This window comes from Oceanobacillus sp. CF4.6, from assembly GCF_051262635.1.
Taxonomy (GTDB): Bacteria; Bacillota; Bacilli; order Bacillales; family Amphibacillaceae; genus Oceanobacillus.
Window position 1 is genome coordinate 136,837 of the sequence record NZ_JBIMEX010000002.1, and the last position, 19,858, is coordinate 156,694.

The 19,858-nt window shown below is 38.5% G+C and carries 19 protein-coding genes and 1 tRNA gene; 3 read left to right on the forward strand and 17 right to left on the reverse strand.

Annotated features, from left to right (window positions below):
* Positions 1 to 62 precede the first annotated feature (62 nt).
* From ACHABU_RS04295 to ACHABU_RS04310, 4 genes are all read right to left on the reverse strand, one after another.
* On the reverse strand, positions 63 to 992 hold the full coding sequence (locus ACHABU_RS04295) for a fumarylacetoacetate hydrolase family protein (protein WP_435762620.1): 930 nt from the start codon (positions 990 to 992) through the stop codon (positions 63 to 65).
* An 86-nt stretch (positions 993 to 1,078) separates the two neighbouring features.
* Positions 1,079 to 3,115 carry a TRAP transporter permease gene (locus ACHABU_RS04300; protein WP_435762622.1) on the reverse strand — a complete coding sequence of 679 codons (2,037 nt, stop codon included), beginning with the start codon at positions 3,113 to 3,115 and terminating at the stop codon, positions 1,079 to 1,081.
* Positions 3,112 to 3,576, reverse strand: coding sequence for a DUF1850 domain-containing protein (locus ACHABU_RS04305; protein WP_435762624.1), 465 nt, complete (start codon positions 3,574 to 3,576; stop codon positions 3,112 to 3,114). The genes ACHABU_RS04300 and ACHABU_RS04305 overlap by 4 nt, the downstream gene beginning before the upstream one ends.
* Positions 3,566 to 4,543 (reverse strand): TAXI family TRAP transporter solute-binding subunit, encoded by a 978-nt coding sequence (locus tag ACHABU_RS04310; protein ID WP_435762626.1) that lies wholly within the window; start codon positions 4,541 to 4,543, stop codon positions 3,566 to 3,568. The genes ACHABU_RS04305 and ACHABU_RS04310 overlap by 11 nt, the downstream gene beginning before the upstream one ends.
* A 395-nt stretch (positions 4,544 to 4,938) precedes the next feature.
* On the opposite strand from ACHABU_RS04310, the gene ACHABU_RS04315 reads away from it, so the two are divergent.
* Positions 4,939 to 5,328 (forward strand): RNase H family protein, encoded by a 390-nt coding sequence (locus tag ACHABU_RS04315; protein ID WP_435762628.1) that lies wholly within the window; start codon positions 4,939 to 4,941, stop codon positions 5,326 to 5,328.
* A gap of 86 nt (positions 5,329 to 5,414) precedes the next feature.
* On the forward strand, positions 5,415 to 5,969 hold the full coding sequence (locus ACHABU_RS04320) for a shikimate kinase (protein WP_435762630.1): 555 nt from the start codon (positions 5,415 to 5,417) through the stop codon (positions 5,967 to 5,969).
* Positions 5,970 to 6,084: 115 nt separating this feature from the next.
* Here ACHABU_RS04320 and ACHABU_RS04325 read toward each other — a convergent pair whose 3' ends face one another.
* From ACHABU_RS04325 to ACHABU_RS04355, 7 genes are all read right to left on the reverse strand, one after another.
* Positions 6,085 to 7,368 carry a GntP family permease gene (locus ACHABU_RS04325; protein WP_435762632.1) on the reverse strand — a complete coding sequence of 428 codons (1,284 nt, stop codon included), beginning with the start codon at positions 7,366 to 7,368 and terminating at the stop codon, positions 6,085 to 6,087.
* Positions 7,369 to 7,391: 23 nt separating this feature from the next.
* Positions 7,392 to 8,570: a thiolase family protein gene (locus ACHABU_RS04330; protein ID WP_435762634.1), complete on the reverse strand. Its 1,179-nt coding sequence runs from the start codon at positions 8,568 to 8,570 to the stop codon at positions 7,392 to 7,394.
* A 28-nt stretch (positions 8,571 to 8,598) separates the two neighbouring features.
* On the reverse strand, positions 8,599 to 9,375 hold the full coding sequence (locus ACHABU_RS04335) for a 3-hydroxybutyrate dehydrogenase (RefSeq protein ID WP_435762636.1): 777 nt from the start codon (positions 9,373 to 9,375) through the stop codon (positions 8,599 to 8,601).
* A gap of 33 nt (positions 9,376 to 9,408) precedes the next feature.
* Positions 9,409 to 10,083, reverse strand: a complete 675-nt coding sequence (locus tag ACHABU_RS04340; protein WP_435762638.1) for a 3-oxoacid CoA-transferase subunit B — start codon at positions 10,081 to 10,083, stop codon at positions 9,409 to 9,411.
* A gap of 16 nt (positions 10,084 to 10,099) precedes the next feature.
* Positions 10,100 to 10,795, reverse strand: a complete 696-nt coding sequence (locus ACHABU_RS04345; protein ID WP_435762640.1) for a CoA transferase subunit A — start codon at positions 10,793 to 10,795, stop codon at positions 10,100 to 10,102.
* 225 nt (positions 10,796 to 11,020) lie between these two features.
* Positions 11,021 to 12,382 (reverse strand): sigma-54 interaction domain-containing protein, encoded by a 1,362-nt coding sequence (locus tag ACHABU_RS04350; RefSeq protein ID WP_435762642.1) that lies wholly within the window; start codon positions 12,380 to 12,382, stop codon positions 11,021 to 11,023.
* 99 nt (positions 12,383 to 12,481) lie between these two features.
* A tRNA-Arg gene (locus tag ACHABU_RS04355) sits at positions 12,482 to 12,557 on the reverse strand.
* Positions 12,558 to 13,528: 971 nt separating this feature from the next.
* Here ACHABU_RS04355 and clpP point away from each other — a divergent pair.
* On the forward strand, positions 13,529 to 14,128 hold the full coding sequence (clpP, locus tag ACHABU_RS04360; RefSeq protein WP_435762644.1) for an ATP-dependent Clp endopeptidase proteolytic subunit ClpP: 600 nt from the start codon (positions 13,529 to 13,531) through the stop codon (positions 14,126 to 14,128).
* A 47-nt stretch (positions 14,129 to 14,175) separates the two neighbouring features.
* On the opposite strand, the gene ACHABU_RS04365 is transcribed toward clpP, so the two are convergent.
* From ACHABU_RS04365 to ACHABU_RS04390, 6 genes are all read right to left on the reverse strand, one after another.
* Positions 14,176 to 14,430 (reverse strand): HPr family phosphocarrier protein, encoded by a 255-nt coding sequence (locus tag ACHABU_RS04365; RefSeq protein WP_435762647.1) that lies wholly within the window; start codon positions 14,428 to 14,430, stop codon positions 14,176 to 14,178.
* A gap of 161 nt (positions 14,431 to 14,591) precedes the next feature.
* Positions 14,592 to 15,539: a DNA-binding protein WhiA gene (gene whiA, locus ACHABU_RS04370; RefSeq protein ID WP_435762649.1), complete on the reverse strand. Its 948-nt coding sequence runs from the start codon at positions 15,537 to 15,539 to the stop codon at positions 14,592 to 14,594.
* 41 nt (positions 15,540 to 15,580) lie between these two features.
* Complete coding sequence (locus tag ACHABU_RS04375; protein ID WP_435762653.1) at positions 15,581 to 16,543, reverse strand: gluconeogenesis factor YvcK family protein; 963 nt, start codon at positions 16,541 to 16,543, stop codon at positions 15,581 to 15,583.
* A gap of 1 nt (position 16,544) precedes the next feature.
* Positions 16,545 to 17,426 (reverse strand): RNase adapter RapZ, encoded by an 882-nt coding sequence (gene rapZ, locus ACHABU_RS04380; protein ID WP_435762655.1) that lies wholly within the window; start codon positions 17,424 to 17,426, stop codon positions 16,545 to 16,547.
* A gap of 379 nt (positions 17,427 to 17,805) precedes the next feature.
* The gene (gene trxB / locus ACHABU_RS04385) at positions 17,806 to 18,756 is read right to left on the reverse strand and encodes a thioredoxin-disulfide reductase (RefSeq protein WP_435762657.1); all 951 of its coding nucleotides are present in this window, start codon (positions 18,754 to 18,756) and stop codon (positions 17,806 to 17,808) included.
* A gap of 87 nt (positions 18,757 to 18,843) precedes the next feature.
* Positions 18,844 to 19,833: a tetratricopeptide repeat protein gene (locus ACHABU_RS04390; protein ID WP_435762659.1), complete on the reverse strand. Its 990-nt coding sequence runs from the start codon at positions 19,831 to 19,833 to the stop codon at positions 18,844 to 18,846.
* Positions 19,834 to 19,858 lie beyond the last annotated feature (25 nt).

Below are 19,858 nucleotides of genomic sequence, written 5' to 3' on the forward strand. Positions count from 1 at the left end.
ACATAGGAAATAATAAAAAAAGAAGCTCCAATAGTTTATGGAAGCTTCTCAAAAGTTAACGATTACGATTCAATTACCTTATTTTCCATCCTGCCGATTTTTTCAATTTCCATCGCTACAATGTCCCCATCTTTTAAGAATTGTGGTGGGTTCATCGCTAAACCGACACCATCCGGGGTACCTGTTAGAATAATATCACCTGGATTTAAAGTTATTAGATCGGAGATAAACGCAATCAAGAAAGGTATATCAAATATTAAATGACTTGTATTCGAAGATTGCCTTTCTTCACCATTCACATACGACTTAATAGCTAAATTGGACGGATCTCCTACTTCATCGGGAGTAACAACCCAAGGACCGATTGGTGTTGTTCGATCCAATGTTTTTCCCTGTAACCACTGTGGTGTCCTTTTCTGTAAGTCTCTGGCTGATACATCATTCGCAATCGTATAGCCAGCAATGTATTCCAATGCATCAGCCTTTTTCACTTTAGAAGCTTCTTTACCGATTACAATAGTAAGCTCAACCTCGTAATCCAATTTATTCGTGGAGGCTGATTTCGCAATTGCATCTTCCGGCCCTATCAATGCATTTGTGAATTTAGCAAAGAGTACAGGAAAGTCTGGAATTTCACTTTGCATTTCCGCAACATGATCAGCATAGTTTTTTCCGATACAAATAATTTTCGATGGGGAAGATATGGGAGTACCCACGTTTACTTCTCCTTTCGCATACGAGAATTTCTCTGTACTGTTGCTTAATATATATTCATAAGCTTCCTTCGCCTTTTCGATTACACTGTTACCTATAGAAAAAAATTTATTTGGTTCAGCGGGGAAAACTTGTTCAATTGCAGTTAATGTATCTTTTTCTGTATATGATATAAGCTTTTGGCGATAAGCTTCCTGAAGATCAACTACTCGATCTCCCACCATGCAGCCGATTCTCCAGGTTTTCTTGTTTTTGGTTTGATAACTAATCAGTTTCATTTTTCGCGTCTCTCCTATTTTATCGTGTTTTTTCTATATAAAAGTGCGTTGAAAAGAAAAGCTGCGTATATGTATATGCACCATACCTAGCTTGCAGATTTCGACTCTATCGCATTAGTATCCTTTTTATTTTTTATATAATTTAGCGCAAATACGACTGCAACAATTAGTAATCCAACAATATCTGTTGTCGTTTCAGGGACAATCATCATAAGTGAACCTGCACCTAAAATTATTCTGAAAACCACATTTAGATATGTTTTAAAATAACCTTCCAGTGCTGCCCCTAGACCGATAATTCCAATAAGCGCAGTTGCCGTGATTAGGATCACTTCCATTATTGGAGGGAATGGAAACTCGGTTGCATTTACTGGTAATCCAGTTGTATCAATTAAGAGCATTGCCGGGTTATAAACAAACAGATAAGGGATGATAAACCCTGCAAGTGCTAAACGTAATGCAATGAACCCTGTCCGCATCGGATCCCCACCCGAGATACCTGCTCCTGCAAATGCTGCAAGTGCAACCGGTGGTGTGATGTTTGCAAAGATACCGAAATAAAATACAAACAGATGCGCAACTAATATCGGTATGCCAAATTCAGCAAGTGCAGGTGCTGTCATAGTTGCGGTAATAATGTAGGCCGGTATGGATGGTAACCCCATTCCTAAAATAATGGATGCTATCATTGTAAGGAACAATGTTAAGAATAGGGAACCTGAACCAATACTCGTAATTGCTGATGTCATTACCGATCCAAAGCTCGTTAGGTTTACAACTCCAATAATGATACCCACCACCGCACAAGCAATCATTACAGATAGAGACTGTCTAGCTCCATTTTCCAATGCATCAAGGATATCTTTAATACCCATTCTACTAACTTTTCGGAATGAAGCTATAATTACAGTAAGAATAATCGTGTAAAATGCTGAGAAACCAACGGGTATCCCCATATATAGCATTACAACAAGACCAACGATTGGAAGCAGTAAATGTCCTCTTTCTTTCAAGACATCTTTAGCCCTTGGCAAATCAGCTTTTGGAATACCTTTTAAATTTCTTCTTCCTGCCCGAAAATGCACTTGCATAATAACCGCCAGAAAATAAAGTACCGCTGGAATTAATGCTGCCAAGGCGATGGTTCCATAAGCAATCCCGGTCGTCTCCGCCATTATAAAGGCACTTGCACCCATGATTGGCGGTAGAATCTGACCACCAATCGAGGCACTCGCTTCAACTGCACCTGAAAAGTTTTTCGAATAACCGATTTTTTTCATTAATGGGATCGTAAAAGCGCCCGTGCCAACTACATTTGCCACCGCAGCTCCATTAATGCTCCCCATAAAACCACTGGAAATAACAGCTACTTTTGCAGGTCCTCCTTGTTTACTTCCTGCAAGTGCCATTGCTAAGTCATTAAATAACTGGCCCATTCCTGACTTTGTTAGAAATGCTCCAAATAAAATAAATAGGAATATAAATTGGACGGAAGCACCAATTGCAGTCGAAAATAGCCCTTCCGTTTTCAAGTATAACTGTCCAAATATATCTCCCATATCAAATGGTCTGGTCATCAGCATATTTGGCAGCCAATCCATATAACTGATAAAAGGATAAGCCAGGAATAACAAAGCAAGGATTGGTAAAATAAGTCCTGTCACTCTTCTCGCTGCTTCTAATACCAAAATGACAGTTAAAACTGCAAATACAATATCCATTGTATTTGGTATTCCACCACGTGTAGTCACAATGGCATTATATTCAATAATTAAATATAGTGAGGAAGCTATGCTCAGAAGAAAGAGTAACCAGTCATATGCTGGTACGGCTGCTCTGTTTTGTCTTTTAAAGGTAGGGTAAATTAAATAGATGAGTGCCATCCCTACAGACATATGTATAGACCTTTGCAGGAGGGCAGGTATTGGATTATATGTAACATATAAATGGTATATAGAATATAAAATGGCAAGGATTGAAATACCAATCGCAACTTTCTTGTTTTTCAATTTTCTTACTCTGGATTCCGTATCATATTTTTCCAATACTTCTTGTGTTTTGGCATCTTCACCTACTTCGGGAGTAGTTTTTTCGATGATTGATTCTTGATTTTTTTCTGTCATAAAAATTCGCCTCCTATGTACTCCCAAATATGTAAATATTCAACTGAGATATTTACACTTTCGTAGTCATCCGTTAAATCATACAAACGAATCACAGCATCACTAGTAGTAATTGTAGTTTTCACATTCTCTGAGACTGTAAGATTCATCTCTTGCATTCGTTGTTCAATCTTCATATGCACATAACCATCATCTGAGTCAATTACCTCCGCATCTGATGGAACTCCTGCTCCAAACGTCTTAAAATACGTTTCCGTGAGAATAAGTTCATCCCCATCACGTAAATAGGTCTCTACCCATTCTGCTTTCTCTACGGAGTGAATCCATTGCAATTCGAAATGATCACTTGTTATAAAATACGTCTTATGACCGAAATCAAGTTGGATAACAGGAACCCTGTATAAAAGAGAAAAGAGGAGCACAATTATACATGCGCTCCATAAACTCTTCTTACTGTTCATTATAGTAGCGTTCTGCCCCAGGATGCAGAGGTGCTACTAGTCCTTCCTGTGCTGCTTCCAACGAAATATCGGCTGCCGCCTGATGAGAGTTTACGAGACTATCAAGACTTTCAAAGAACGTCTTTGTCAGTTCATAAACATCATCCTCACTCATATCTGCATGAACAACTAGAGCATTCATAATTGCAGCGGTTGGAATTGGTTCGTCATTTCCATAAGTGCCTTCTGGTATTTCCATCGCTACAAAATAGGATTCATCCTGTGCAATTTGTTCTACGTCATCCGGGTCAACTGTAACTAGTCGGATATCTAATGTCTCCGATAATTCGAGAAGAGATGCGTTTGGCAATCCACTTGTAAGAAATGCTGCATCCAATTGACCTGCTCGCAAGCCATCTGCTGCTTCTGCATATCCTAAATAATCAACCTCGATATCATCATATGTAATACCATGACCTTCCAGCAGTGTGCGGGCATTTACTTCCACACCGGAGTTTTGATCTCCTACTGCAATACGCTTACCTTTTAAATCTTCAAATGTTTCAATACCTGAATCAGCAGTTGTCACAATTTGAACAAAGTTAGGATAAAGTGCAGCGATTTGGTTTACTTTTTCTGCTGGTTGCTCAAAGCTAACCTCGCCGGCTACAGCCTGACTGACAACGTCACTCATTGTAAAAGCAAGCTCTACCTTGTCCTGTTCCAGTAAATTTACGTTTTCTACGGAAGCACCTGTTGTTTGCGTTCTTGAGTTCACACCATATTCAGAGCTATATTTGTCAGCTAATGTCGTAGCAATAATATTATAAGGACCAGAAGCTCCACCAGTAGCGATGGTGACAATACTTGTATCAAGTCCTTCCCCATCTCCACCTTCTGCTGAATCACTATTACCATTACCACATGCTGCCAGAACGCTACCTGCTAATAGTGTTGTAGCAAGAAAATAACCTATTTTTTTCTTCATCAAAAAAATCCCCCCTTTGTTATATTACAGAAATCCATAAACACTAAATGAAATGGCTTTCATAATCTATATTATTTAAATTATTTATTATTGTCAATACATTTCATATTGTTTTTAACGGTTAAATCAGTAATAATTAAATACATTGACGTTATATAAATGATAGGTTGATATAATACAGCATAATAGCAAGCTATACAAATTCAATGAACGTTTAGCACGAGGGGGCTCACCAGCCGCCCGTGGAAAGCGAAGTATATTTCCCCGGAGCGGTCGCCCAGGTTACTATTCTTGTTTCACGGTTTATATATTCTCTGCTATAACGACAATTTTGTAGAAAAGATTTTATATATTCAATAGAGAGCTCATAATATAATGTTGGGAGTGTGTTCGTTATGATTATCGTTTATACCGATGGTGCATCTAGTGGTAATCCTGGGTGGAGCGGTGCAGGAGTTTACATACAAGCAGGAGGAAGCAACTATGAATATTCCTTTCCCCTGGGAATGTTATCCAACCATGAAGCAGAATTTCACGCAATTATAAAAGCTCTTGAAATCTGTAAAGAATCTTTCCCAAATGAAATATTATCATTTCGATCAGATTCGAAAGTTGTCGTAGATGTTATTGAAAAAGATGTTACGAAGAATAAACTTTTCCATCCCTTGCTTGAAATAATTAGAGAGAATTACAGTGCTTTCCCATATTTCTTTATCAAATGGATTCCTGAAAAACAAAATCTTCACGCAGATGTATTGGCAAGAAAAGCAATTCGACTACAATAACAGAAAAGTTAAACATATCTCCTCGTGCAAATTTAACTTATTTAGCTTATACTAGTTTTACAGAAAAGATGACTAGGGGGATACGCATGAATGACGTTTCGCTTCGGGAACAGAGTATTGTACTGATTGGCTTTATGGGGGTTGGTAAAACAACAATCGGCAGAGCTGTTGCAAAAAAATTATACAGAGATTTCATTGATATAGATGAGGAGATTGAAAAAAAATTCAATTTGCCCACTCCAGATATTTTCAAAAAGTACGGAGAGAAAAAATTTAGGGAAACTGAAAAAGAAATCATTATTCATTCATGCAAACAAAAACTGAAGATTATTTCAGTTGGCGGCGGGGCATTTTTACAGGAGGAAATTCGGAAAGCCTGCTTGTCGGAATGTATCATCTTTTTCCTCGATCTATCCTGGGATTCATGGAAAGAGAGAATTAGTTTACTTATTGATAGCAGACCAGTTCTTCAGGGAAAGAATATCGAAGAAATAGAAAAACTCTTCTACGAGAGACAGCCCATTTACGAAGGGCACCATTCCCGAGTAATTACTGACAATCTCGTTGAAGATGAAGTAGCAGATTATATTACAGACTCACTAAAAACAGCATGGGATATTTACGAACCGAATGGAAACTAAGAAAGACAAGGAGCTATTGGCTTCCTTGTCTTTCTTAGTTTTATACTTGTAAATTTTCTATTCTAATCAACTATGCCCATACAGCTACAATACTCTTTTGTCGTCTGTATGATGATTAGTAAATACCTATTGAAGCAAGCAAAATTGCTGCAATAATAGATACAATTGGAATTAGTACAGCTACAACAAAAATATCTTTGTAACTATCTTTGTGTGTCATTCCAGTAATGGTTAATAGTGTCAATACTGCTCCATTATGTGGAAGTGCATCCAATCCACCTGAGGAAAGCGAGGCAACCCGGTGAAATGCTTCAGGATCAATGCCCGTATTCATTGCAATTTCATAATACTTTGAGCCAAGTGCTTCAAGGGCTATACCCATACCTCCCGAAGCTGAACCAGTTGCTCCAGCAAGTATATTGACTGCAACCGCTTCTGAAATCAATGGATTGCCTTTAATACCCATTAATAACTCCGTCAGACGATTAAACCCAGGAACTGCCTGAACAACCGTACCGAAACCAACTGCTGCACTCGTATTGATGATTGCTGTAACTGATCCGGTTGCACCACCATTTATTGCTTTTACAAATCCTTTAAATTTCGAAATGTTCAACAACATTAGTAAAATGATCCCTGATAGTAATGCAACTACTATATCCCATTTTAATAAGTTCAGCGTAAGAAGTACGGTTAATAATGGTAAAATCGATAATATAAAATGCGGTGTATCCCCATCTACATTGATAATTTTATTATCTTTCGGTTCTGTATATGTTTCCCCTTTTGCAGTCAACTGCTTTTCACGCCATCTTAAATAATAATACCCACCGACGGCCATAATTATAGCTGCTACAATACCCATGATTGGTGCCGCCATCGCATCTGTCATAAAATATTCTGTTGGAATGAGGTTCTGAATTTGTGGTGTTCCTGGCACGGCTGTCATCGTAAATGTAAATGCCCCAAGTGCAACGGTTCCTGGAATTAAACGTCTACTAATATTTGCTTCCTTGAAAAGCGTCAATGCTAGTGGATAAACTGCAAATACCACGACGAACAAGCTAACCCCACCATAAGTAAGTACGGCACAAGAGACTAATACACCTAAGATTGCCCGTTTTGTACCAATGACCTTCGTAAAGGCAACGGCAACTGACTTTGCCATTCCCGTGTCTTCCATTAATTTCCCAAAGATTGCTCCTAGCATAAATACCGGGAACCAGCTTTTAGCAAAGTTAACAAACCCACTCATATACGTATTGGTATATGCATCCAACAAATCAAGCCCACCAGTTAGCGCCACTACCCCAGCAGCAATTGGTGCGATCCATATGATAGACCATCCTAAATATGCTAAGCCCATTAAGACGATTAAGCCTAAAATAATACCAAACATACTACCCCTCCTCTTTTCTCTTTTTAAATAACTTCAACAATCATCGCGATTCCTTGACCTCCACCGATACAGAGGGAAGCAATACCGTATTGCTGATCGCGTCTTTTCAATTCTTTGATCACGCTGTACAACACCCTTGTTCCACTTGCCCCTATTGGATGTCCTAAAGCAATGGCTCCTCCATTAACATTCACTTTTTCGCGGTCTAATCCGAGTTCCTTTTCTACTGCTAGATATTGCGATGCAAAAGCTTCATTCACTTCAATTAGATCAATATCATTCAAAGTAAGACCTGCTTTTTCGAGTGCTCGTTTTATAGCTGGTACAGGTCCTATCCCCATGTAAGACGGATCGACTCCAGCAATACCATAAGAGACTATTTTTGCTAGTGGTTGCAGATCATTACGTCGAACATAGCTTTCTCCGGCAACAATTACTGCTCCTGCACCATCATTAATTCCACTTGCATTTCCACCTGTGACAGATCCATCCTTTTTAAAAGAAGGTTTAAGTGCAGCCAGCTTCTCAACTGTTGTATCTTCACGAATATGTTCATCCGAATCTACTATAACTGTTCCTTTTCTTGTTTTTACTTCAACCGGAACGATTTCTTCTGCAAACTTCCCTGTTTTCCTGGCAATTGCTGCACGCTGATGACTTAAACAAGCATACGCATCTTGCTCATCACGCGTAATCGAATACTTTTCTGCCAGATTCTCAGCGGTTACACCCATTCCTGATCCGATATATTCATCTGTTAAAGCTGCCCATAACATGTCATCTACTTGAGGCGTTTTTAGTTTTGTTCCAAATCTGCTTCCTCTCATTGCGTAAGGCGAAAGACTCATATTCTCTACTCCACCAGCCAGTGCTACTTGCCCATCACCAAGCATAATGGATTGTGCAGCTGAAACTACCGATTGCAGTCCTGACCCACATAAACGATTAACAGTTAAGGCTGGACTTGATAAAGGAAGCCCCGTTTTTAAAGCGATATGTCTCGATAAATATGGAGCGTTTTTTGCTGAATGAATGACATTGCCCAAAAACGAAAAATCGATATCCGCAGCATCAATACCACTGCGACGAATGGCTTCTTTACTTACAGTTACACCGAGTTCTGTTGGGTCAACATCTTTTAGGTCTCCCCCGAAAGTCCCAAAAGGTGTACGAGCTCCTTCTAAAATATATATATTTTCCATTTTCCCACTCCCCTATAATTTCAGAATTCTATTGTGCCGTATATCCTCCATCGAGAACAACAGCCTGACCTGTAACTCCTTTTGCTTTATCGCTCGCCAGAAACATTGTATAATCTGATATTTCTTGTACTTCTAAAAGCCTCTTTTGCGGTACTAATGGATAGAGTACTTCCTCCAGAACATTTTCCAATGGTACATTCCGGTTTTTTGCAAGATCTTCAAATTGTCCTCGGACTAACGGCGTATCGACATATCCAGGACAAATCGCATTGACAGTGACTCCATCTGCAGCACTTTCCAATGCCGCTACCTTCGTTAAACCAATTAAACCATGCTTGGCACTGTTGTAGGCTGCTTTTCCAGCAAAACCAATTAGTCCATTAATGGATGCCATATTAATAATACGTCCAAATCCCTGTTTTTTCATAACTGGTAATACATGTTTTGTAGCTATAAATGGCGCAACCAACATGACTTTCAACATAAACTCATATTTTTCTGTCGGAAACTCCTCTAATGTTGCAACATGCTGTAATCCAGCATTGTTAATTAGAACATCTAGTCTGCCGTACTTTTCAACTGCATAATCGAGCGCTTGTTGTAACTCTTCTTCTTTAGTGACATCACACTTTAAACCAATACAGTCATAGCCATCTTTGCTCAATTTTTCAGAGACTTCCTTTACTTTTTCCGTGTTAATGTCTGAAAAAACAACTTTAGCGCCATCTTTTGCAAACGCAACACCAATTTCATATCCAATTCCACTTGCAGCACCAGTAATAAAAACCACTTTATTTTCTACCATACTAATCCCCTCCATTTGTCTATTTTATATTTATCAATAGGTTCCTATTTGCAGATCTTCACTTATTTTCAGGTCCGCTTCCGTTGATGCAATAACTTCATCAACTGTCCATCCTTTTGCAACTTCCATTAACATCAGACCATCGTTTACTACTTCAATGACAGCCCGGTCGGTAATAACACGATTTACTACGTTTTTACCTGTTAATGGTAAGCTGCATTGCTTCAATATTTTTGGTTCTCCTTTTTTATTCACATGGTCCATGATGATAACAATTTTCTTAGCGCCATGCACAATATCCATTGCACCACCCATGCCTTTAATCATTTTTCCAGGTATCATCCAATTAGCTAAATCACCTGCCTCAGATACTTCCATTCCTCCAAGTATCGCAAGATCTAAATGCTCCCCGCGTATCATCGCAAAAGACTCTGCATTACTGAAATAGGAGGCACCTTTCTGCGCAGTTACCGTTTCCTTGCCCGCATTAATCAAATCGGGATCTACTTCCTCTTTTAATGGTGACTTACCGATTCCGAGTAAGCCATTTTCCGATTGAAGTACTACTTGCTTTCCATCCTGAATATAATTTGCAACCATTGTTGGCATCCCAATGCCCAGATTAACATAGGAACCGCTTACAATTTCCTTCTCTGCTCTTTTTGCAATTCTCTCTCTAATCGTTGCCTTATCCATTTGTTTCTCCATTCTAAGATAACCTCCTTTAAGCTTCTTGTCTGATTGTCAGACGTTCGATTTTCTTCACCTGTTTTCCTTCAATTAAACTTTGTACATATATTCCTGGTGTGTGAACATGATCCGGATCGATTGTACCGGTTTCAACTAATTGTTCAACCTCAGCTATCGTAACTTTTCCTGCAGATGCCATCATGGGGTTAAAATTTTGTGCAGTTTTGTTATAAATAAGATTTCCATCTTTATCTCCTACAGCAGCTCGAATAAGACTGAAATCAGCCTTTAATGCTGTTTGAAGTAAATATTCTTTATTGTCAAATTGCCTAACTTCCCCGCCCTCAGCTATCGGTGTTCCTACTCCAGCTGGTGTATAGAAGGCCGGGATACCAGCTCCACCTGCACGGATCCTTTCAGCCAATGTACCTTGAGGCGTTAACTCAACCTCCAGTTCACCCGAAAGTACCTGACGTTCAAATTCTTTATTTTCTCCTACATAGGATCCTATCATCTTATCAATCTGCTTATTCTTCAGGAGTAAGCCAAGCCCCCAGTCATCCACACCACAATTATTGGAAATTACCGTCAAATGTTTGACTTGTAAATCTACCAGTGCAAGAATAAGATTTTCCGGTATTCCAACAAGTCCAAATCCACCTACCATGATTGTAGAGCCGTCTTTAATATCCTTTACTGCTTCGTCGAATCTTGTATAAATTGTTTTCATATCACACACTCCCTTCCACCTATATACAAGCAAAAATCATGCCAACTTTTTCTATTTAAGAATATACTTTACCATAGCCAAAAAAAATGAAAAATAAAAAAACCTATTTCCGGAATGATGGAAAATAAGTTTCGATTTGGTTATTCGCTAAATGTAAACCCTTACTTCAGGCGGTTTATGATGCTTTTTCCAGAAAACCGGAATTCTTTCCTAGATTCCGGAAATTTACAAGCCGTACTTTTTCAGTTTTTCATAGAAACTGGATTTACCAACCCCAAGAAGTTTTGCTGCTTTTGTTCTATCATTGTTTACTTTTTTTAATGCTTGTTCTATTGCTTGCTTCTCTGTTCTGTTCATGATTTCCTTTAAGCTCGTTCCTTGCTTAAGAATAAAAGGAGTGGCCTGCATTTGTTCTGGAAGGTCTTCTAGCTTAATCGTATCAGAGTTTGTAAGATGCACAGCAGACTCAATTACATTTTCGAGTTCACGCACATTTCCCGGCCATTGATATTGCAGAAAAAATTCCTTTACAGATTCATCAAAGTCTAGCACCCTTTTACCGGAACGTCTGGTTATTTTCCCAAGCAGATAGTTTGCGATGACTCGAATATCCTCTGACCTATCCCGTAATGGCGGAATCTTGATTTGAACTACATTGATCCGATAAAACAAATCTTTTCTAAAACGGTTTTCTTCAATTAATTGTTCTAATGGCTGGTTCGTTGCAGCAATAATCCTGACATCGACTTTTTGCACTTTTTCCGAACCAATGGCTTCTACTTCTCCTTCCTGTAGCACACGAAGAATCTTGACCTGTGCATTTAATGGCATATCACCAATTTCATCCAGAAAGAGTGTTCCACCGTCAGCAAGTTGAAATTTACCCAGTTTACCACCCTTTACAGCTCCAGTAAAAGCACCTTCCACATAGCCAAACAGTTCGGATTCCAGAAGTTCTTCCGGAATAGCTGCACAGTTAATTTTTATAAATGGTTTTGCACTGCGCTCACTTAAGTGATGGATACTATGGGCAAACAATTCCTTTCCCGTACCACTATCACCCTTTAAGAGTACAGATACATCGCCTGAAGATACTTTTTTAATTTTTTCCTTCACTTTGTTCAATTGATCTGAACTGCCCACAATATCATGTAGGGAATAGATGGCACCACTTTGATTGATTAGTTTTTTTCGATATTGTTCGATTTCTAGTAAAAGATCTTTAATGTGGGAATTCATTTTCATCCATTCTTTCGTATCCCGGTATAAAACAGTCCCTACCGCCCCAACGATTTTTCCGTTTGCGTACAATGGCACCCTATTAGCAATCATATAATTACCCCGAATATACTGGATATCCGCAATCTCTTCTTTACCTGTTTTCACAACGATGTGCATTCTCGTATTTTCTATAACATCTTCCACATGTTTACCAATAGCTTCTTCCTTCTCAACATCTATAAATTCACAATAATTATCATTTAAATATGTCAGCATTCCCTGATTATCCACTACTACAAAGCAAAAATTTGATTTCTCGAAAACGGTTTCAATAATTTCTTCCCTATATGGACTGTCCAAGAGCATATTCTCATCCCTCCGCAAGGTATTAAATTGTTATAGATTCGTTTAGAGAAAAGGACAAGAGAAATGATGCATTCTCTTGTCCCAACTCGTTCATTTAAGCGCGCCCGGAGGGATTTGAACCCCCGGCAAACCTGGTACCGGAAACCAGTGCTCTATCCAACTGAGCTACGGGCGCATGTATGTGATTAAATTTGACACATTCACTATTATAACGTCGTTTGCGATTAGAAACAAGTCTTTTTTTAGTATTCACTGTATAATTAATAACTCCACATTCGCACCACTAAAAAAAGTTCAAACGTTTAGCTGGGTTAAACTTAGAATCTCTCAAATGATCACCCTGATAACCTTGGTAAAAATAAGGCTATTTTCATAACTTGTTGTTTTTTAAACATAGCAGAGTTGAGATAAACTGCGAACTAGGATATGTCTTTTCAGCGACCGCTCTGGGAAATATACTTCGCTTTCCGCGGGCGGCTGGTGAGCCCCTTCATGCTAGCGCATTTCAGTGTCTCACCTATGCCTCTCTCCCGCAGGAGTCTTCGTATATTTCCCAGAGCTGGTTAGAAGGTTGCTGACAATGACTACATTTGCTAATAGCTAAAACAGCTTCACCAGTCCGGGTGAGCGGCGGGCGGTGACTCCTGCGGGAACAACACGTGTCCGAAGACCAGAAGAGTGGTTTTCTCTTCGGGGCTGAGGCCGTGCCCGCGGAAAGCATCCGCCCAGAGCGATCCCGGACGGCGGGAAAAGCAGTTACTAATTGAAACCAATCAACCAGCAGTTACTTCGGAGTTTATAGAAAATGCGATGATAATAAGCAGCAAAATGAACGAAAAAAAGCCTTGGAGTCTATATGTATCCAAATTGCTCTAAGCAAACAGTTAATCCAAAGTCAACTTGAGCAGTGTTTCTCCAGCCCTCCTAATTCTACCAAGGATTATTTGTCAATTTCACTCTGCGAAAGTTAAGTTAATAACTATATAGTCTAATACGTTTATAAAGATGAAAAAAGGGAATCATGAAAAAGTATATTTTTTTCTAAAGGTGAATCTTTTCGTTTGACCTTTATTGACCTTTAAGCTATTATGAAAATATATCCAAATATAAGGATTTTAATGTTACAGACTAAGGGAGGATTTACAAATGAATTTAGTACCTACAGTTATCGAACAAACCAACCGTGGAGAGCGCGCATATGATATTTACTCACGTTTACTTAAAGACCGTATTATTTTACTCGGAAGTGGAATTGACGACAATGTTTCCAACTCAATCGTTGCACAGTTACTCTTCCTAGAAGCAGAAGATCCGGATAAAGATATTTCCTTATACATTAACTCACCAGGTGGATCAATCACAGCTGGTATGGCAATCTTCGATACGATGAATTTCATCAAACCAGATGTATCTACAATCTGCATCGGTATGGCAGCATCTATGGGTGCATTCTTACTTACTGCTGGTCAAAAAGGCAAACGCTATGCATTACCAAACAGTGAAATTATGATACACCAACCATTAGGCGGTACACAAGGTCAGGCTACTGATATTGAAATCCATGCAAGACGCATTATTGAAATCAAGAAAAGAATGAATGAAATTATGGCAGAAAAAACTGGCCAACCACTTGAAGTCATTGAACGTGATACGGAACGTGATAACTTCATGACTGCTCAAGCATCTGTTGATTATGGTTTAATTGATCAGATCTTGCAACGCAAGGAAGAAAAAGAAGAAAAATAATAGCAAAAAATCCCTTTCATTAAACTGAAAGGGATTTTTTCTTTTGGTTATTCCTTTTCAACGAATGATGCCAAATGATCCAATGCTTCTTGTTCATCAGAACCTTCAGCAATCAGTTTGATAACTTCACCTTTTGTAATGGCGAGACTCATTAAGCCCATTATACTTTTAGCATTAACCTTTTTTTCACCTTTCTCCAGAAATAAATGTGCAGAATAGCGATTAGCCTCCTGAACAAACTGTGCTGCAGGTCTTGCCTGCAATCCTGTATCTAATTCAACTGTTATTGACTTTTCTACCAAGTCACTCATCCTCCCCTATTTAGGAAACGCTATCAAATTAATATACGACAATAGCTAGAAGAAGCTAGCATACTGTCCTTTTTATTTTAATTCATTATATTCTTTAAATTATCAGTATTATATCACGAATAGATAATCAAATGAACTATTTGTTATCCCTATTATCTAACAATTGTTTCTCCACTTCTGATTCGATCTGCAAAGTCATCAATTTTTTTCAACCGATGATTTACACCTGATTTGGAAATTTTGCCGCCTGTTACTAATTCCCCTAATTCCTTTAATGAAACATCTTCATGTTGAACACGCAGTTTTGCTATTTCCTGAAGTTTATCTGGAAGCTGGTCCAGACCCACCGTTTCATCAATAAATTTTATGTTCTCTATTTGCCGGAAAGCAGCTCCGATTGTTTTATTCAAGTTTGCCGTTTCACAATTCACGAGACGATTAACAGAATTTCGCATGTCTCTAATAATCCGAACGTCTTCAAATTTAAACAATGCAATATTTGCACCAATGATACTTAAAAACTCCGTAATTTTTTCTGCTTCTTTAAGGTAAACAATATAACCATTCTTCCGTTCCAATGTGCGTGCTCGCAAATTAAATGAATTTAGCAGTTCGCATAATGCATCATTGTGCACCTGGTAATAGTTGGATATCTCCAGATGATAAGATGACGTTTCTGGATTATTGATAGAACCACCTGCGAGAAAAGCCCCACGTAAGTAGGCCCTTTTACAGCACGTCTTATCCAAATATTTCTTGGAAATAGTTCTTACAACTGTATAATGATCACGGATAATATCGAGGTCCTTCAAAAATTGCTCCACATCCTCTTTCATCCGAACAATATATACATTATTCTTCTTTAGTTTCATCTTTTTTCGAACAAGAAGCTCCACAGGCAGTGAATAGCTGGATTTGATTAACGTATAGATTCTTCTTGCAATCGCAGCATTTTCGGTTTGTACATCAAGTGAATACTCCTGTCTTGAAAGGGAGACTGCTCCATTCATACGGATTAATGCTGCAAGCTCTGCAAATTTACAACACTCTTCGATTTCCATCGTTGTTAGTTCCTTTTTAATTTCGGAAGCAAAGGACATATTTAGACTCCCCCTTTACTAAAAATTCTAAGATATATTATCTATCTATTTTCCATAACGGAATACAGTAATTTAGCTATTTTATTATTATCATGTCGCAACATAAATTGAGTGTGGTCAATAATGTCCCCTTCAATAATCTCCAGTCCCATATCAATCAGCCGTTCCATGTCGTATTCAACGGGTTCGGCATTTTCTTCTGCATAAACAGCGCGAATGGATTTATCGATTACTTCGTTATTCACGACAATTGCATCAAGGCATTCACTACCAATATGATCACTTATAGCACGTACGTGGTCTGATGCAGAATATCCGGTCGTTTCACCTGCCTGTGTCATTACATTACAGACATATACAACTTTAGCTTTCGTATCTCGAAGCGCCTCTTTAACTTGAGGAATGATTAAGTTTGGCATAATGCTTGTATAAAGACTTCCTGGTGAAATGACAACGAGATCTGCTGCATCGATCGCTCTAACAGCATTAGGTAGTGGCTTCACTGGCTGTGGTCTTATAAATACACGTTTAATACGCTTATTAGAGAGTGGAATACTAGATTCTCCGGACACAATTGTACCATCTTCCATTTCGGCATGAAGAGACATGTTCTCATTAGAGATTGGATAAATTTTACCCTTTACGTTCAGCACACGCGAAATTTCTTTAATGCCCGTATTGAAATTTCCAGTTACCGAAGTCATTGCAGCAAGCAATAAATTACCCATTGAATGCCCAGAGAGCCCATTCCCCTCAGAGAATCGGTGTTGAAATAATTCCAATAGCATCGGCTCTGCATCAGATAATGCTGCAATTACATTTCGTATATCTCCCGGAGCTGGAATTGCCATTTCATTTCTTATTCTTCCTGTACTGCCTCCATCATCTGCAACCGTCACAAGTGCGGTAAGTTCGATTGGCAGATTTTTAAGACCTCTTAATAATACAGGCATACCAGTTCCTCCACCAATAACAACTACTCGTGGCAACTTCTGCTTACTCATATTAATGTCCCTTTCTTTTATCAATATCCCGATGACTTACATGAGTAATATAGTTGGAGGTTAGCTCTCTTGCGAAAAACTCTGATAATGCTACGGAACGGTGCTGTCCGCCCGTACATCCAATCGCTACTACCAGTTGGGATTTCCCCTCTTTTTTATATTGAGGAAGCATAAACTTTAACAAATCGAGAACTTTTTCATTGAATTTTTGTGTATCGGACCATTTAAATACGTAGGATGCAACTTCTTGATTCAAACCTGTTAAAGGTTGAAGGTTGGCAACGTAATGAGGGTTTGGAAGAAAGCGTACATCAAAAACCAAGTCAGCATCGATAGGCAAACCATATTTAAAACCGAAAGATAGAAAATGAACAGAAAATATTTCCTGTTTTTCTTCGGAGTAGTTTTTTAATATTTTCTCTCGCAAGTCTCGTGGTTTTAAAGCCGTTGTGTCAATTATTCGTTGAGAACGTCCCCTTAATTCATCCAAAATTTCCCGTTCCTGGGTAATCCCGTTTAATGGGAGACCTCCAGTAGAAAGAGGGTGAGAGCGTCGCGTTTCTTTATATCGTGAAACCAATACTTCATCCTTTGCATCCAGAAACAGAATGTGTTCTTGTAGCCAATCTTCACGACCTAATATACCCAAAGCTTCAACTAGTGAATCAAAGAATTCACGCCCACGTAAATCCATTCCCAATGCTACTTTGCGTATATTATTGGTGGAATCCTTCATCAGTTCTAGAAATTTCGGCAATAATGCTGGGGGCAGGTTATCCACGCAATAGTATCCCAAATCTTCAAAGCTCTGGATGGCAACCGTTTTACCGGCACCTGACATACCTGTTATAATAACCAATTTTGTTTCGTGTTCATTACTCATATTGTTTACTCCCCTTCTAAACATCTCAAAGCGACGAAGACATTGTAATCAAATTACTAAAGTTTCTCTATACATATTGCATATCAGCAAAGACTGTATTCACAATTGTTCACCATATTAAATGTTATTCCACCTTCATTATACTATGAACGGTTCGCTTCCAACAAGGGTATGAAATACGATTTTATCCCTTCGACAAATTGGGACAAGATGAATCCATAAAAAAGGCACAGGTGACATTCACCTGTGCAATAAACTAATTTATCTATTAAAAGGGGGTCAATTAGTTATTTATAGTGTACCCCATTTATGTTTCGAATGTATTACAGGACGATTAAAAAGCAATTACTCTTAGTAAATTTTTTTACACATTTTTTATTTATTTTGCTGCTTTCAATTCTTCTGCCAATTCCTCTACATACTTTATTGCAGCTTCTGCAGCAATACTCCCATCACCCGTTGCTGTCACAATTTGTCGAAGTGTTTTCTCGCGAATATCTCCCGCAGCAAAAATCCCTGGTATACTAGTCTCCATTTGTTCATTAGTCGGTAGATAACCTTCATCATTTGTAATACCCAGTGACTTAAATGGTTCACTTAAAGGAACCATACCAATATAGACGAAAACACCGTCCACATCAAAATCGTATACTTCACCAGAATTTTTATTTTGAAGCGTTACACTGCTTACTTTTCCTTCTGGACCATTGATTTTATTAATAACCGTGTCCCAGATAAAGTTAATTTTTTCATTATCAAATGCACGCTGCTGAATAATCTTTTGTGCACGAAGTTCATCGCGTCGGTGAACAACTGTAACCTTATCCGCAAAACGGGTTAGGTAGATTCCCTCTTCAACCGCAGAATCTCCTCCACCAATAACGACAAGATTTTTTTGTTTGAAAAACGCTCCATCACAAACGGCACAATAGGAAACGCCACGTCCACCAAGCTCTTCTTCACCTTCGATACCCAATTTTTTATATTGTGCACCGGTAGTTATAATTAGTGATCTTGTTTGATACTCTTTACTGCTTGTGATAATTGTTTTATGATCTCCATGATCAATAACTTCTTTTATATCACCATAGGCATATTCTGCGCCAAACTTTTTGGCATGATCATACATTTTATTGGAAAGATCCGGTCCTAATATATGATCGAATCCAGGATAGTTCTCTACATCTTCTGTATTTGCCATTTGTCCACCGGGAATACCACGCTCCAGCATTAGTGTATCTAAACTTGCTCGTGAAGCATACACTGCTGCTGTCATACCTGCAGGTCCTGCTCCCGCAATAATTACATCATACATACGTTCTTCGGACATTTGAATCGCCCCTTCATTCTTCTATTAGTAGTACTACAGCTAGTGTAATTAATTTGATCCTATCCGTCTATTTTTCTGCTCACAGCTTTATATCCAAGGTCCTTCCTCTTTGGAAAGTTTCGGATGCCTTCTGCAGCCTTCTTCCCAAATTGTGAGCGCTTTACCAGGGTCCCCATTCTGATATGCCGTCACACTATACCACTTAAAATAAGATACGTGGCTGTTCAACTTCTCTTTTGCGAGCATACGGAAGCGCGCATAGGCTTCCTGATGAAAACCAGTTCTCGCCAAAGTAACAGCGATTCGTAATTTTTGTTGTTCATGAATTGGATATATATTTATTAATGCCTGAATATGATTTTCGTATTCCTCTTTTATATTCTTTTCATAATAATACAACGCCAAATTTATATGGCTATATAGAGAATTGGGATTCTCTTGTAAAATTTCCTCTTCCATATCAATTGCTTCCTGTTCACGTCCGGTAAAGAACAAAGCTTGTGTATAATCATGTTTAGCCATACTGTGTTCCGGAAAGATTGTCATCATTTCTTCGATAATCGGAAGTGCTTTCTCCCATTCCATATTCTCAAGATGATGAAAAGCGGTTTCCTGATAAATTAATAGCTCATCTTCATCCTCAAGCGTCCAATCTTCATCGTCTTCTTCATCGATGTCGATTAATTCCAGCAAGCTTCTTGCTTCGTCGCTGAAATCACCATCTGGTTCTTTGTCAAGATATGAATCCGCATATTTCCTGGCATCATTCAGTAAACCAAGATGCGCATAATTATTTGCAATCAGGTAATAACAATCCATATAATCACTTGATTGTAGGACGCTTGTTAACAGTTGATTTGCAGCATGATATGATCCAATTTCAGTATATATAATGGACATTTGACATTTATACAATGGTTCATCGGGCTTCATGTCAGTAGCCTTTTTCATCCATTTAATAGCTATATCAAATTTTCTTTTTTGAAAAGCTTCTACACCTTTAGTAAAATAAAAATCACCCTCAGGAATAAAAGGGATAATGTTATTTGTTTTGATTTCCTTATCTTTAGCGTGCATGGATATCCCCCTAAATTCGCAACAT

Excerpts from the sequence above, each read along its gene's own strand:
- ACHABU_RS04330 (WP_435762634.1), bottom strand. The coding sequence starts at position 8,570 with ATGGAAAATATATATATTTTAGAAGGAGCTCGTACACCTTTTGGGACT.
- trxB (WP_435762657.1), bottom strand. The coding sequence starts at position 18,756 with ATGTCCGAAGAACGTATGTATGATGTAATTATTGCGGGAGCAGGACCT.
- ACHABU_RS04390 (WP_435762659.1), bottom strand. The coding sequence starts at position 19,833 with ATGCACGCTAAAGATAAGGAAATCAAAACAAATAACATTATCCCTTTT.
- ACHABU_RS04305 (WP_435762624.1), bottom strand. The coding sequence starts at position 3,576 with ATGAACAGTAAGAAGAGTTTATGGAGCGCATGTATAATTGTGCTCCTC.
- ACHABU_RS04295 (WP_435762620.1), bottom strand. The coding sequence starts at position 992 with ATGAAACTGATTAGTTATCAAACCAAAAACAAGAAAACCTGGAGAATC.
- ACHABU_RS04320 (WP_435762630.1), top strand. The coding sequence starts at position 5,415 with ATGAATGACGTTTCGCTTCGGGAACAGAGTATTGTACTGATTGGCTTT.
- ACHABU_RS04335 (WP_435762636.1), bottom strand. The coding sequence starts at position 9,375 with ATGGTAGAAAATAAAGTGGTTTTTATTACTGGTGCTGCAAGTGGAATT.
- ACHABU_RS04345 (WP_435762640.1), bottom strand. The coding sequence starts at position 10,795 with ATGAAAACAATTTATACAAGATTCGACGAAGCAGTAAAGGATATTAAA.
- rapZ (WP_435762655.1), bottom strand. The coding sequence starts at position 17,426 with ATGAGTAATGAACACGAAACAAAATTGGTTATTATAACAGGTATGTCA.
- clpP (WP_435762644.1), top strand. The coding sequence starts at position 13,529 with ATGAATTTAGTACCTACAGTTATCGAACAAACCAACCGTGGAGAGCGC.
- ACHABU_RS04325 (WP_435762632.1), bottom strand. The coding sequence starts at position 7,368 with ATGTTTGGTATTATTTTAGGCTTAATCGTCTTAATGGGCTTAGCATAT.
- ACHABU_RS04310 (WP_435762626.1), bottom strand. The coding sequence starts at position 4,543 with ATGAAGAAAAAAATAGGTTATTTTCTTGCTACAACACTATTAGCAGGT.
- whiA (WP_435762649.1), bottom strand. The coding sequence starts at position 15,539 with ATGTCCTTTGCTTCCGAAATTAAAAAGGAACTAACAACGATGGAAATC.
- ACHABU_RS04350 (WP_435762642.1), bottom strand. The coding sequence starts at position 12,382 with ATGCTCTTGGACAGTCCATATAGGGAAGAAATTATTGAAACCGTTTTC.
- ACHABU_RS04340 (WP_435762638.1), bottom strand. The coding sequence starts at position 10,083 with ATGGAGAAACAAATGGATAAGGCAACGATTAGAGAGAGAATTGCAAAA.
- ACHABU_RS04315 (WP_435762628.1), top strand. The coding sequence starts at position 4,939 with ATGATTATCGTTTATACCGATGGTGCATCTAGTGGTAATCCTGGGTGG.
- ACHABU_RS04375 (WP_435762653.1), bottom strand. The coding sequence starts at position 16,543 with ATGAGTAAGCAGAAGTTGCCACGAGTAGTTGTTATTGGTGGAGGAACT.
- ACHABU_RS04300 (WP_435762622.1), bottom strand. The coding sequence starts at position 3,115 with ATGACAGAAAAAAATCAAGAATCAATCATCGAAAAAACTACTCCCGAA.